Here is a 13928-nt window from a genome sequence, read left to right as displayed (position 1 = left end):
CAGAACTCGATGAATTAAGGGGGACGATTATAGAGAACATGCCCGCTGCCGGCATTCACACCGGCGCGGCACTGCCGTACAGGCCTTGCGCAAGGATGTACCCGGCCACCGCCGAAGGCAACAGATCCCGCCATGGCCCACCACTGGCAATGGCGGCCCGTACCTCGGTGGCCGACTCGGCATGCAGCGGCTGGCGCAGCCGCCAGACGGCTCCTGCCGGACTGGCGGTCAGGCTTTCGGACGAACTGACCCAGGCGCCTTTCAGTCGTTGCGCAAGTTCCGCTGGCAGATCGCCATCCAGGCCACTGCCTGGGCGTTCAGCCACCACGATATGCGCAAGATCGAGCAGATGCTCCCATTGGTGCCAGCTTGGCAGGCCGAGCAGGCTGTCAGCGCCCATCAGCATGGCCAAAGGGCGCTGCGGGCCGATCTGCAAGCGGATGTCACGCAGGGTGTCCACGGTCCATGACGGCACGCCGGGCTGCTGCTGGGCACGCTGCAGTTCGCGGGTATCCAACAGCAGGTTGGGCTCGTCGGCAACCGCCAGTGCCAGCATGTGCGCACGCTGGGTGGCATTGGCACCAGGCGGCGCACGGTGCGGCGGATCGGCGGCCGGCATCAGGTGCACCGGCACCTGCAGCTCGGCTGCAGCGCAGCGCGCGATGGCCAGATGGCCGTTATGAACCGGATCGAAGGTGCCGCCGTAAAGCAGCCACAGGCCGCCATCTACGGCAATGTTTGCCGGCGACAGCCCGGCAGTACTCATTCAGCGCACGCCACGGACAAGCAGGCGCACTGCGCGGGCTTCAGCCAGCGCAACCAGCAGCCGTTCCAGCGCAAGCCAGGGATCGCCTTCTGCGCGCCCCTTGGCCATGCGGTCGACCTGCGAGGCCTCGGCGACAAAGCGCTCCCAGCGGCGGGGATCGGGGTGTCGCTGCAGGGCGCGCTTGAACGGCGCCTGGCGCGATTCCCAGATGCCCTTGGATTTCATTTCCGCAGCCAGGTTGCCGCCACTGGCCTGCACCCGGGCCAGCCCGGCGGTGATCAGTAGTTCGCGGATCAGGATCGGCATCAATGCAGCCACTGCCTCACCCTCGGCGCGCAAGCCGGCGACCATCCGCAGCACAGCCTGCGCCTGCCCGGAGAATGCCGCCTCACTCAACCTGAAGACGTCGTAGCGCGCGGCATCGGCAACCAGCGACTCCATCCTGGCAACATCCAGCGGCTGGCCATCGGCCAGCAACGCCAGCTTGTCGATCTCCTGCGCGGCAGCGAGAAGATTGCCTTCAACGCGTTCGCTCAAGCGCTGCACGGCGGCGGGATCAGCACGCAGGCCCTTGCTGCGCAGGCGCCGTTCGATCCAATCCGCCAGCTCGTGTGGCTTGATCGCCCAGGCCACCGACAGCACGCCAACCTTGTTGACGGCCTCGGCCCATTTGCCCTGGTGCGCCTTGCTCCACTCACCGGCAGTGATCAGCAGCACCACATCCGGCGCAGGCCGTGCGCAGAAGTCGCTGATGACCTCGGCCCCGTCCTTGCCCGGCTTGCCGTTGGGCAAGCGCACTTCCACCAGACGACGCGCGCTGAACAGACTGGGCGCGTTGAAACTGGAGGCCAACTGGCCCCAGTCAAAATCACGACCATCGGCATCAAATACTTCGCGCTCGCCAATGCCATCGGCACGCGCCTTGGCGCGCACCGCATCGGCGGCCTCGATTACCCGCAACAGCTCGGGGCCGGCGATCAGGTACGCCGGCGCCAAAGGCTGGGAAGCTACCTGGCTGGCCAGCTGTTCCGGTCGCAGCTCCATTGCTCAGCCCTGATGCGTCTGCTTGCCACAAGAACGCAGCAACTCAGCGCACCTCACCCGCTGCGCCCTCCGCAGGCTTTGGCGCTTGCTGGGCCTTCTCCACATCGGCGCGGACCACACTGTCGATGCGACGCAGGATGGAAGCCGACATTTCACGGCGCAGCTCATCGGCGAGGATCTCGCGCTCGGTGGTGGTGCCGGTGACGTCCCGCGGCGGCGACACATAATCGCGCGACAGTTCCACGGCCTGTTCCGGCACGATCGCGGTGCCATCCGGGCTCAGGAACGAGAACACCACCGCGTAGCGCAGGCTGTATTCCTGGGCACGGCCCTGGCCGTCGATGGCGATGGGCAGGTCACCCCAGCGTTCAGAACGGACCAGCAAACGGGCAACCCCGGGATTCTTGCCGGCCATGGCGGGCCTGTCGCCAGCTTCCACCACGGTGGCGCCAGAGGAGCGCAGGCCGCGGTTGAGGAACTTGACCAGCTCGCTGTAACGCACCGCTGAATCCACCTGCACCGCTGGCATATCGGCAGGCAGCGTGAGCTTGTTACGCAGATGGAAGCCGCACCCGGTGAGGGTGGCAGCGAGAATCAGGGCAGTCAGGTATCGAGTCATGCACACAGTCTGGAGGAGCCGGCCGGGAGCGGCAACAGGCAGCAAGCCTGCCTGATGCCGTGTGAACTGCACTTGAGATACCCGTTGCGGCTTACGCCGCAACGATATTGACAATCTTGCCCGGCACGATGATGACCTTGCGGATCGTCAGCCCGACCAGGAACTTGGCCGTGTTCGGCTCGTCCTTGGCCAGGGTTTCGATCTGCTCGCGCGAGGTATCGGCGGCCACGTCGATGGTGCCGCGCAGCTTGCCGTTGACCTGCACCGCCAGGGTCAGCGAATCCTTGACCAGCGCAGCCGTGTCCACCTGCGGGAACGGCTGGTCTTCGAGCAGGGTCTGCGCGTGGCCCAACAGCTGCCACATCGCATGACAGGCATGCGGGGTGATCGGGTTCAGCAGCAGCACTGCCGCCTGCAGGGCTTCCTGGCGCACCGCCCGGCCCTGCGCGCTGGCATCGTCGAACTTGGCCAGGGTATTGAGCAGTTCCATCACCGCAGCGATGGCGGTATTGAAGGCGTGGCGGCGGCCGTAGTCGTCACTGACCTTGGCGATGGTTTCGTGGGTCTTGCGGCGGATCGCCTTCTGCTCGGCACTCAGTGCAGCGACATCCAGCGCCGGCGCAACGCCGTCGGCAACGTGCTTGTGCACCATCGCCCACAGCCGGCGCAGGAAGCGCGCCATGCCGTCGACGCCGGCCTCGTTCCATTCCAGCGACTGTTCCGGCGGCGCAGCGAACATCGAGAACAGGCGCACGGTGTCAGCGCCATACTTGGCCACCATGGTCTGCGGGTCGACGCCGTTGTTCTTGGACTTGGACATCTTCTCGACGCCACCGATCACCACCGGCTGGCCGTCTTCACGCAGGGTCGCGCCGGTGATACGGCCGCGCTCGTCGCGCACCGTGTCCACGTCGGCCGGGTTGAACCAATCCTTGGAACCGTCACTGTTCTGGCGGTAGAAGGTCTCGGCGATGACCATGCCCTGGCACAGCAGGTTCTGCGCTGGCTCGTTGCTGTCCACCATGCGCGCATCGCGCATCAGCTTGTGGAAGAAACGGAAGTACATCAGGTGCAGGATGGCGTGCTCGATGCCGCCGATGTACTGGTCGACCGGCAGCCAATAGTTGCCGCGCTTGTCCACTGCCTCACGTGCACCCGGCGAGGTGTAGCGGGCGTAGTACCAGCTCGACTCCATGAAGGTATCGAAGGTATCGGTCTCGCGCTCGGCCGCGCCGCCGCAGTCCGGGCAGGTGGTCTTGCGCCATTCCAGGTCGGCCTTGATCGGCGAACCCGTACCGTTGAGCGTCACGTCTTCCGGCAGGATCACCGGCAGCTGGTCTTCCGGCACCGGCACCGCGCCACACTTGTCGCAGTAGATCACCGGGATCGGGCAACCCCAGTAACGCTGGCGGCTCACGCCCCAGTCGCGCAGGCGGTAATTGACCCGGCGCTGGCCCTGGGCCTTGCGCTCGAAACGCTCGGCCAATGCCTCGAACGCGCCCTGGAAATCCAGGCCGTCGAACTCGGCCGAATTGACCAGCTCGGTTTCGCGGGTCTTGTCGCCGTACCAGTCCTGCCAGCGGCTGTCGTCGTAGCTGCGTTCGTCGTCATTCTTCGGCGACTTCAGCGCGATGACCTGCAACTTGGGCAACTTGTACTTGGTAGCGAACTCGAAATCACGCTGGTCGTGGCCCGGAACGGCCATCACTGCGCCGGTGCCGTAGCCCATCAGCACGAAGTTGGCGACCCAGATCGGCACCTGCTCGCCACTGACCGGATGGATGGCCTTCAGGCCGGTGTCCATGCCGCGCTTTTCCTGGGTTTCCAGTTCGGCCTCGGAGACACCGCCCTGCTTCAGCTCGGCCAGCATGGCGGCCAGCTGTGGGTTGTTCTTTGCGGCATGCACGGCCAGCGGGTGTTCGCCAGCAATGGAGACAAAGCTCACGCCCATCACCGTGTCCGGGCGGGTGGTGAACACGCGCAGCGGATCCAGCGCGGCGCCATCCACGTCACGCACGTCGAACTGGATTTCCAGGCCTTCGGAACGGCCGATCCAGTTGCGCTGCATGGTCTTGACCGATTCCGGCCAGCCCGGCAATTCATCCAGGCCGTCCAGCAGTTCCTGGGCGTAATCGGTGATGCGCAGGAACCACTGCGGGATCTCGCGCTTCTCGACCAGTGCGCCGGAACGCCAGCCGCGGCCGTCGATGACCTGCTCATTGGCCAGCACGGTGTTGTCGACCGGGTCCCAGTTCACCACCGAGTTGCGGCGGTAGGCCAGGCCCTTGCGCATCAGGCGGGTGAACATGCGCTGCTCGTGGACGTAGTAGTCCGGCGTGCAGGTGGCGAACTCACGCGACCAGTCGATCGCATAGCCCAGCGACTTGAGCTGGCTGCGCATGTGGCCGATGTTGGCGTAGGTCCACTTGGCCGGCGCGGTCTTGTTCTTGATCGCGGCGTTTTCGGCCGGAAGACCGAACGCATCCCAGCCCATCGGCTGCAGCACGTTATGGCCGGTCATGCGCTTGTAGCGGCTGATGACGTCGCCAATGGTGTAGTTGCGCACGTGGCCCATGTGCAGCGCACCGGACGGGTACGGAAGCATCGACAAGCAGTAGTACTTGGGCTTGTCCGAGGTTTCGTTCACCTCGAATGCTTTCTCGGCCTCCCAGAACTTCTGGGCGGCGGCTTCAACCTGCTGGGGATCGTAGATATTCGGTTCGACGCTGGACATGTCAACGCTGGGCAACGGCAAAGCGGCAAAGGGTACCGCAGTGCATCATTGCACTCCAATCCGGCCACAGGCCAGCATCCAGCAAGGCATGCAGGTCATTGAAATATAGGGCTTTTAAAAAACCACCAATTTCCAAAACCCGCGCCGGGCGCGTTGACTGCGCGTGCCCTGCCCCGCCAGCGCGGTGATTGTGCCGCGCCGCTCAGCTGCGCGCCGGTGCCAGCCGGGCCGCGCCCACCAGCCATACCAGCCAACCCAGGAACGCCAGGCGCTGCGCCATTGCCACCGGCATGGCGATCTCGAACAGGAAGGCACTGCAGACGGCCCAAAGCACACAGACCACGGTCAGCGTCGACAAGGACCGCCAGCCTTTGGCCTTGCCCGCCCCAAACCGCAGCGCGATGGCGGCGGCAGTGAACGCCAGCAACCACAGCAACCAGGCGCTGGCGTGGAACTGGCTGGCGCGGTTCTCGATGTCATCCACGTCGAGGGGGAACAGGCCCATCGCGGCAAAGGCGATGGCGGCCAGCAACAGCATCTGTCCACCAACCCGCAGCGGACGCGGCGCAGTGGCCGGCATGCGCAGGATCAGGTCCACTGCCGCTACCGCAGCCAGCACGCCCGGCACCACGAAGCCCAGCAGGCTGAAGCCGGTGCCGCTGGGGATGCCACGCGCGCCGAGCAGCGACACCGGGTGGCGCATCTGGTCATAACCGTGCAGCTGCATGCCGAAACCCACGACTGCCGCCACGAAAACCACTGCCGCCAGTGGACCTGCCCAGACCATTGCATTGTTCCGCTTCAACACAGCACACCTTGTCCCGCTCTGGCCGGGGCACAGCTGCCACGACTACCGGCCGCTATTGTGAGGGCTGCGACCGGTAATGACATCGGTCGCCAACCCCGGCAACCTCGGCTCAGGCACCGGCTACCACGATTTCGACCCGGCGGTTGGGCGCCAGGCAATCCAACAGTGCGGCACCAGCAGCCTCATCGCATTGCACCAGCGGCGCACTGTTGCCGCGCCCCTCGGCATGGATGGCAGCAGCAGGGATGCCTCGCTGCACCAGGTGGTTGCGCACGCTCTGCGCGCGCCGCCGCGACAAATCCATGTTGTAGGCATCACTGCCGATGCGATCGGTGTAGCCGATGATGTTCAGCGTCTGCGCCGCGTTGCTGGCACGGAGGTCCTGCACGAATTCATCCAGTTTCGCCTGACCCGCCGCTGACAGGTTGGCGCTGTCAAAGGCGAACAGGGCATCGGCCGACAACCGCAGCGGCGCCACCACCGGTGGTGGCGGAGGCGGTGCCGGCGCAACCGGGGCCGGAGCTGGTTCCAGCAGGGCGGCGCAACTGTCCGGCTTCCAGCGTTGACCGCTGGCTACCCCCTTGGAATCGAAATTGACCTGGAACTGGCACTGGATCGGCTCGGCTCCTACCGAACGACGGAAGTTGAATACGTAGTTCCAGTTGCGTACACCCCACAAGCCCTCATTGAACTGTGGCGTGCCCAGCAACTCCTGGACCTGGGATTTATTCATGCCTGGCGCGTACTGGCGCAGGTTGTCCAGGTTCACGTAGGTACCGCCTGCGGGATAGGCGCGAGCCGGGTCCGGGAACTCCTCGCGCACGTTGCCCTTGCCACAGGCGGTCAGCGTTGCCAGCAAGGCAAGTACGGTCCATTTCCTGTTCATAACGTCCTCGATGTGTAGCCAGGGTTGTATGCCTGCAGGTTCCCGTTGCACCGCTTACCACTGGAAACCAGCACCCACGGTCACCCCGCCATCACCACGGGTATTGGCCGAGCCACTGAGCTTGTAGATCCAGCGGCCGCCATCGGTGACCCCGGACACGCCCACCGCCATGCTCGACTCACCGTGGAACGTACTGGCCGCCATCGACGCCATGCGCTTTCCTGCCTCGGTGGGTTGCGGCAAGCCCGCCATCGCCATCGCCGAAGCGACGCCTGCGGAAGCACGGTCATCGATGCGTTTCATGTCACGGCTTACGTCATTGAAGCGTTGATCGGTGTAATTCTTCGACCAGTCCATGACCTCCCCCATGCCCTTGTTGAGTTGCGCGACATTGACGGCATCGGTAGGCGCCACGCCGGTACCGACGTTGTGGATGACAGTGCTGGTGCCTGGGCGCCCCATCGTCACGCTGCCGTAATTGGTGCTGCCGTCGGTGTTCTGGTCATAGCGCACGGTGCCCTGCTGCGAAGCCTGCAGCTGGCGCACATTCACCGCGTCGGTGGCCTCGGTGCCATCACCTACGTTGGTGATCTGACGCTCGGCGCCGGCGGCACCCACCGACACGGTGTTGGCACGGGTGGCCACCGAGCCTGCGCCCAACGCCACGCTGCCGGCAGCAGACGCGTTGGCACCGTTGCCGATGGCAACCGCCTGGTTGCCACTGGCCTTGGCTTGCGGGCCGGCAGCCACACTGTCCTGGCCGGTGGCCGAAGCAGCTGCCTTGGTTGAGTTGACGGCGAAGTACTGGTTGCCGGCACCACCGTTCTGGATGTTGTCGATGCGGTTGTTGACGTTGACGATGGAGCCATCCAACGCCGCCAAGGCGTCGGTGACATTGCCCAGTGTCTGCTGGGTACCAACACCGCTACTGTTGATCGAAGTAACGTTGAAGCTGGCTGCGCTCCATTGCCCGGTAGTGCTGTTGTACTGCAGCGTGCCACCGATGGCAGACGCAAGTGCCTGATTGGTTGTGGCCAGTTGCCCACCGTTGATCGCATCCAGGCTGCCCGTGGCGACATTGCCCGCAGCCACGTTGCCCAGGGCCACCGCCGCACCACTGCCATTGCCGGTCAAACGTACTGCGTTGGTCGGATTTCCGGCACCGTCGGCGATGTATTTCACCGCCAATGGATCGCTGCTGCCCGGGACATTGCCCGGCAACAGGTTGGTCAGGTTTGCCAACGAATCGCTGATGGAGGTGAACGCGCTGCCGATGTTTGCGTATGACTGCAGTGAAACCGCACCCAGCACACCGATGCTGTTGATCTGGTAGCTCGGCGCGCCAAGCACGCCGCCGTTGAACGTCGCACCGCCACCCAGATAAGTCGCCATCGAGCCGCCCAGCCCGAACAGTTGCCCCCCGTTGACCGCCTCCATGCTGCCCGCGGCAACCGAACCGGCCGCAAGATTCGCCAGTACCGTGCCACTGACTGCCTGACCGCTGCCCAGCGTTACCTTGCCGTAGTTGACGACCCCATTTGCGTCTTCGTCATAGACCACGGCGGCCAGCCCCAGATCGTCAATCTGGTCCAGTGCGCCGCGCAACTGCTTGACGTTCACCGCATCGGTGTCCTGGCTGCCGGCGGCGACATGGGTGATCTGGCGCTCACGCCCCGCCGAACCCACCGCCACTTCGCCGATGGAGGTCTGGGTAGCGGTCAAACCGAACGCCGTGTAATTGTCCTGGCCACCGCGGGCAGCATTGGACTTGAAGCCCAGCGCCACACTGTTGGCCTTGTCCGAGGTTGCACCGGCACCGAGCAGGGTCTGCGCGTTGGCGGTGCCCTTGGCGCTGTCGCCCACCACCACCGAGTTACCCAGCCGCGCATCGTAGTCAGCCGTCGGCACCCCGGTCTTGCCACCTGCGGCATCGATGAACACCTGGTCCGCCGTCTGCGTTGCCAGGCGATGCTCGGCGTTGCTGCCGATCACCACTTCCTTGGAGCCGTTTGCAAATGCGCCGTCACCGATCAGCACCTGGTAGTCCTGCGCTGCAGGCACCGCCCAGCACTTGGCCGTCACCGCGCCGAGCACATTGAGGCAGTCGGAAGCCCAGCCCGGAGCGCCGTCCGGCAACACCAGGCCAAGCAGTCCACCCGGGTCACCATTGTTGATGTTGGTAATGTAGCTGTCGGAGGTAACCCCTCCGATCAGGGTCAAATGCGAGTTGCCGCCGGTGCTCAAACCACCCAGCCCGTCCAGCAGACTGCCTACCGGGCTCAGGTTGACCACCGGCAAACCCAGCACCGAGACCTCGGAATAGGTCTGCATCACGTTGGTGCTGTTGACCTTCAGGCTACCGCTGTTGATATAGCCATTACCGCCCAGGATGGAGGTAAGCGGCGAATCCACCAACTGGTTCACCGATCCAACCAGACCACCATTGCCGACGATCAGGCCTGATGGGCCTGAGCTGGGTGCCGACGGTGCAGCGGGCACCACCGGATTGCCGGCGAGGCCACCAACAACGTTCGACAACCCGCCGGTCACACCACCGATCACGCCACTCAGAGCACCGGTCACACCACTCACACCCGACCCGGAGCCGGCGATGCCGCCCAGCGTATTGCCGGTCGCACCGAGCAGCGTGGAGGCGGTGTTGTCGACTGTTTCCAACAGATTCTGCACCGTGCCGGTCACCTCGCCGTTGGCCAGCGCGCCGGTCGTGTCCTGTAGCCCGCCGGTCAGTGTCCCAACCGTATTGGTGACACCTGTGCCCAGCGTATTCGAGCCGGTCACGCCACCCACCACCGCACCAAGAAGATCGCCTACGCCGTCCAGCACCGGCGCAGTACCGTCGACCACGCCATTCACAACACCCCCCAGGCCCGTCCCCTCGACCAGCCCGCCGGTCAGGTCCTCGACGGCGCCCACTGTGCCGGTCACGGCGCCAAGCACTGGATTGCCACCTTGCTCTGCGTCTGGCAGCAACAGGTCACCCACACCTGCAACGCCACTGCCAAGTTGGCCGGTAACCGAGGTCACCGTGGTGCTGACGTGCGAGGTGAGCGTTTCCACCGCTGCCACCGGCTGACCTGCCAGCACCTCAGCAGTGACTTCCTTGACCGCGTCCACCGTTGAAGCCAGCGTGCCCTGCAACGGGCTTCCGCCCTGCTGGCCCGGCAGCAGCCCACCGACCAAACCTTCAACGCCGTTCCCCAGATGCTGGCCAATCGGCGTCAACGTAGCCCCCACATGCGAGGTCAGCGTTTCCACCGCTGCGACCGGCTGGCCTGCCAGCACCTCGCCAGTGACTTCCTTGACCGCGCCCACCGTTGCAGCCAGCGTGCCCTGCAACGGGCTTCCACCCTGCTGGCCCGGCAGCAGCCCACCGACCAAACCTTCAACGCCGCTGCCCAGGTGCTGGCCAAGCGGCGTCAACGTCGTGCCCACATGTGAGGTGAGCGTTTCCACCGCTGCCACCGGCTCGCCGGTCAGCACTTCGCCGGTGAGCTCCTTGACCGCGCCAGCCGTTGAAAGCAATGTTCCGTGCAACGGACTTCCGCCCTCCTCCTTGCCAGGCAGCAGCACCGCGGCGATGCCTTGCAATCCCGTACCGGCTCCGGTCAGCGGGCCAACCGTGGCAGTAACTGCAGCATTGGCCGAAGCCGCCAGCGGCTTCACTGCTAGCGCGGCATCCGTTACGACTGACAGCGCTGCAGCAGGTGAACCGGCCCCACCATGTGGATGCAGCTTCGGCAGCGAGGCGCGCACACCCACCCGTGCACGTACCGCCGCTGGCGCAGTGGCAACATGCGGCTTGATCGCGGCTGCCGCCGATACGTCCACCCGCAGCAACGCCGGCAACGTCACCGAGGTATTGAGCGCAGCACCGGCGCCAGCTGTCGGCAGGGTGGTGGCGACAATCTGCTGTGCGTCGGTGTTGCTGTACTTGGCGACCAGGTCCTGCAGGTCGGCAAGCTTGGCGTCGGTCGCGGATGCGGGCCCGGCCATGGCCAGCGCGATGGCGCTGCCCAGGCCCGCCAGGCTCCACGACACCGACGGCGCCAACTTTGCCGGACCAGAACGTTTCCCCTGTGCACTGGCCAGTTCGGAACCCACGACGAAGGCGTTGAGTGTGCGGTTCCAGACCAAACGATAGATGCGGTTCATGTGGAGCCTCCGGTTCGACCCTTCCAGGAGCGGACAGGTCTTCGTTCGTGAGACCAGTACAACGCTTTCAAGTCCGATGGTTTGCCCGCATCCGGCACATCCATACGGCAATTTGGCAAAGCGATACCCGTTAGCGGCACGCAAATGCACGTATTCGGCAACCACTGCGGTCAAGTGATGGGCATCACTCAGCTGCCTGACACAGCTCAGGCCGTGGAGTAAGTGCCGCGCATCAAGGTCTCACTCGGCAACTCGCCAAACACTTTTCGGTAGCTGTCGGCAAAGCGCGACAGATCCCACAGGCCGCAGCTCAGCGCGATCGACTTGACCGACTTGCGGCCTGCATCTGCACTGGACAGGCTGCGGCATGCCTCGCACAGGCGCAGCATCGACAGATAGCGTACCGGGGAGATCCCTACCAGCTCCTCGAACGCATAACGCAGCGCCCGCTCACTGACGCCCGCGGCGTCGCACAGCTCGTGCATGTAGATATGGCGCCGGAGATTGGCATACATCATGTCCTCGGCGCGGCGGAAAATAAGATAGCGGGCACGTCGGCTGCGGTTGCAGCCAGCGCGCTCGGGCAGGCCATTGGTTACTACTTCCTTGACGTGCGCATCGAGCATCGCATCGATCTCATCGCTACCGACTTCACCCTGGTGTATCCGCTCGTGCAAGCCTTGGTAATAAGCCTGCAGCGGCACGTGCGGGCGGTTGCTCAGTACCGGTACGCCAGCCGCCTCTTCCAGAAGGCCGCCCAGCCGCTGTGCTGCCGCACGCTCCTGGAACCGTTTGAGCGGAACCAGCACAAAGGTCATCCGACTACCCGCGCCCAAGGCAAACTCGGTAACACCCTCAGGCATTACCGATACGATATTTCCTGACGCCAATGGCACGCCATGGCACCAGCTGGCTTCCGGGTCCACCGCCTGCAGGCATCCCAGCAGGCACCAATCCAGCGGCAGCATGAAGCGGCCGCGTGTACGTGCGCCGATTTCAAACGTACACAACAAGGCCTGGTCATGAACAAAGGAGGTGATCGATGCCGTAGGTGGCTGATCATCGAGCAGCACCAGTTCAACGTGGCACACGCGTAGCGTGCCGCTCAGCGACGCCAGATCAAATGATCGCAAACCGTTTCCGCCGACTACCGCATCCATGTGAACGCCTTTGCGCCCCCTGAGTCAGGGACGCGCTTCAGAAGCCCGACCATCCATTGCAGGTAACCGACCACAACCTGCAATCCCCTGCCGCACAGCCTGAAATCCGCATTACGGAACCGCCAAGAGAAGCGCATTCCTTATCCTCTGCGCCTCGGATACTGACAAAAAAAAAAGCTCTTCACGCTGGCTCCGCCACTACCTAATCGCGAAGTCCATCACAGATATGAAAAACAATTCGTTCTTGCCGAATTTGCGCATCCGTGGCCGGGACCGATTGCAATGATGTTTCCGGGCATGCCCTGCATGCCGACAGGGGACAACGGAAGCAAAGGTAGGGAACTGCCGGCAATACCCGGCAACCTGAGCGACCGTCGGCACACTCTTGCCGGTGTCATGTGCATCCCAATGACCTCAATCGGGCAGCAATGCCCATCGCCCGGCTTTCTGTCGGTGCAACACCGACACCGGGTCATCAGGGAGAACATCATGAACGCACAGCTGCGCAGGTTTTTCCGGGAAGAAGACGGTGTCACCGCACTTGAGTATGGGCTGCTGGCAGCCGTGGTGGCGGGCCTGATCATATTCTTCGCACGCGATGGCCTGAGAGCCGTATTCCAGACGGTCCTCACCAAACTTACCGAACTGGTTGGCGGCGCCGGCACTGGCACCGGCACTACCTGAGCCGGGGCTGCGGCCATGACCATCGCCTATCTGACGGCGTTGCTGCTCGGCGCCCAGGTCGCGATCAGCGACCTGATGGCGCGGCGCGTTTCCAACCGGGCACTGCTGGCCGTGTTGGTGTGTGTCATGGCGATGCAGCTGTTGCAGATTGGCAACCCGCCGTCACTTGCCAGCTGCCTGCTCGGTGGTGTGATCGGGCTGGCCGCATTGCTGCCTTTCTACGCCATCGGCTGGATGGGTGCCGGCGATGTGAAGCTGTTTTCGGTGATCGGGTTCCTGCTGGGCGGCAACGTCCTGCTACCCATCTGGATCATCGCCAGCCTGGCTGCCGGGGTGCACGCGCTTGTCGCCTTGAGCTGGCCAACGGCAACCTCCTGCGCACCGCTGCGCCTGCAACGGATGGTGCAATCCCTGCAGGGTTCCAGCCTGGTGCTGGATTGGCAGATGGATCTGCGCTCAGCACGTCGCGGGCGCCGTGGCATTCCTTATGCCGCGTACCTCGGCCTGGCGATGATCCTCGTCGTGGCGAATGGAGGTGGTCATGTCTAGGTGGAGAGCTCTTTCGCGAAAGCGTGCGCAAGGCGTGGTGACCATCGAGTTCGCATTGATGATGATGTTCGGCGTCCTGCCGTTGCTGTTCATCACGTTCACCGGCGTGATGATTTTTGCCGCCCAGCAGTCACTCGCCCTGGCAGCAGGTGAAGGGGCGCGCGCATCGCTGCGTTACGGCAGCACCGCCGAACGACGCGACAACGCCTGCCAGGCAGCAGCACGTTCGATGCAATGGTTGTTGAACTACTCCAAGACGGCGGCCGGCTGCAGCAGCGCTGATACACCACCGATCGCGGTGTCTCAACCTTATGCCTGCGCCGCCGATAGCAGTGTCAAGTGCATCAAGGTAACCACTTCGTACGACCATGACGCGCACCCCTTCATGCCGGGAACCGGCACATTGATGGGCTGGACCATGGGCAAGTCATTGAGCAGTACCGCCGTTGTTCAACTGGATCTAGGCGACCGCTAAACGCGGACTCCAAGGGGGAGGAGCTTCAAG

The 13928-nt window shown here is 64.2% G+C and carries 11 protein-coding genes; 3 read left to right on the top strand and 8 right to left on the bottom strand.

The features are described 5' to 3' along the window. Positions 1–55: 55 nt before the first annotated feature. From nadD to AC13FW_RS02530, 8 genes are all read right to left on the bottom strand, one after another. On the bottom strand, positions 56–766 hold the full coding sequence (nadD, locus tag AC13FW_RS02565) for a nicotinate-nucleotide adenylyltransferase (RefSeq protein WP_482988104.1): 711 nt from the start codon (positions 764–766) through the stop codon (positions 56–58). Continuing rightward, positions 767–1810 (bottom strand): DNA polymerase III subunit delta, encoded by a 1044-nt coding sequence (gene holA, locus AC13FW_RS02560; protein ID WP_482988103.1) that lies wholly within the window; start codon positions 1808–1810, stop codon positions 767–769. It lies immediately after the preceding gene. Positions 1811–1853: 43 nt separating this feature from the next. Continuing rightward, complete coding sequence (locus AC13FW_RS02555; RefSeq protein ID WP_296245995.1) at positions 1854–2429, bottom strand: LPS-assembly lipoprotein LptE; 576 nt, start codon at positions 2427–2429, stop codon at positions 1854–1856. 91 nt (positions 2430–2520) lie between these two features. After that, positions 2521–5163 carry a leucine--tRNA ligase gene (leuS, locus tag AC13FW_RS02550; RefSeq protein WP_482988102.1) on the bottom strand — a complete coding sequence of 881 codons (2643 nt, stop codon included), beginning with the start codon at positions 5161–5163 and terminating at the stop codon, positions 2521–2523. A gap of 202 nt (positions 5164–5365) precedes the next feature. After that, positions 5366–5971 (bottom strand): DUF998 domain-containing protein, encoded by a 606-nt coding sequence (locus tag AC13FW_RS02545; protein ID WP_482988101.1) that lies wholly within the window; start codon positions 5969–5971, stop codon positions 5366–5368. A 109-nt stretch (positions 5972–6080) separates the two neighbouring features. Then, positions 6081–6857, bottom strand: coding sequence for an OmpA family protein (locus AC13FW_RS02540; protein ID WP_296245992.1), 777 nt, complete (start codon positions 6855–6857; stop codon positions 6081–6083). A gap of 54 nt (positions 6858–6911) precedes the next feature. Beyond that, positions 6912–11030 carry an ESPR-type extended signal peptide-containing protein gene (locus AC13FW_RS02535; protein WP_482988100.1) on the bottom strand — a complete coding sequence of 1373 codons (4119 nt, stop codon included), beginning with the start codon at positions 11028–11030 and terminating at the stop codon, positions 6912–6914. Between the two features lie 206 nt (positions 11031–11236). After that, on the bottom strand, positions 11237–12190 hold the full coding sequence (locus AC13FW_RS02530; protein WP_296245990.1) for a helix-turn-helix domain-containing protein: 954 nt from the start codon (positions 12188–12190) through the stop codon (positions 11237–11239). A gap of 489 nt (positions 12191–12679) precedes the next feature. On the opposite strand from AC13FW_RS02530, the gene AC13FW_RS02525 reads away from it, so the two are divergent. The 3 genes from AC13FW_RS02525 to AC13FW_RS02515 are packed head-to-tail and all read left to right on the top strand — an operon-like array spanning position 12680 to position 13898. Further along, on the top strand, positions 12680–12874 hold the full coding sequence (locus tag AC13FW_RS02525; protein WP_481533272.1) for a Flp family type IVb pilin: 195 nt from the start codon (positions 12680–12682) through the stop codon (positions 12872–12874). Between the two features lie 15 nt (positions 12875–12889). After that, positions 12890–13423, top strand: coding sequence for an A24 family peptidase (locus AC13FW_RS02520; RefSeq protein WP_482988099.1), 534 nt, complete (start codon positions 12890–12892; stop codon positions 13421–13423). Continuing rightward, the gene (locus tag AC13FW_RS02515) at positions 13416–13898 is read left to right on the top strand and encodes a pilus assembly protein (RefSeq protein WP_482988098.1); all 483 of its coding nucleotides are present in this window, start codon (positions 13416–13418) and stop codon (positions 13896–13898) included. The genes AC13FW_RS02520 and AC13FW_RS02515 overlap by 8 nt, the downstream gene beginning before the upstream one ends. Positions 13899–13928 lie beyond the last annotated feature (30 nt).

Source organism: Stenotrophomonas sp. 21LCFQ19 (assembly GCF_056861425.1).
The sequence above is the reverse complement of the archived record's forward strand: the minus strand, read 5'-3'. Positions and strand labels throughout refer to the sequence as shown.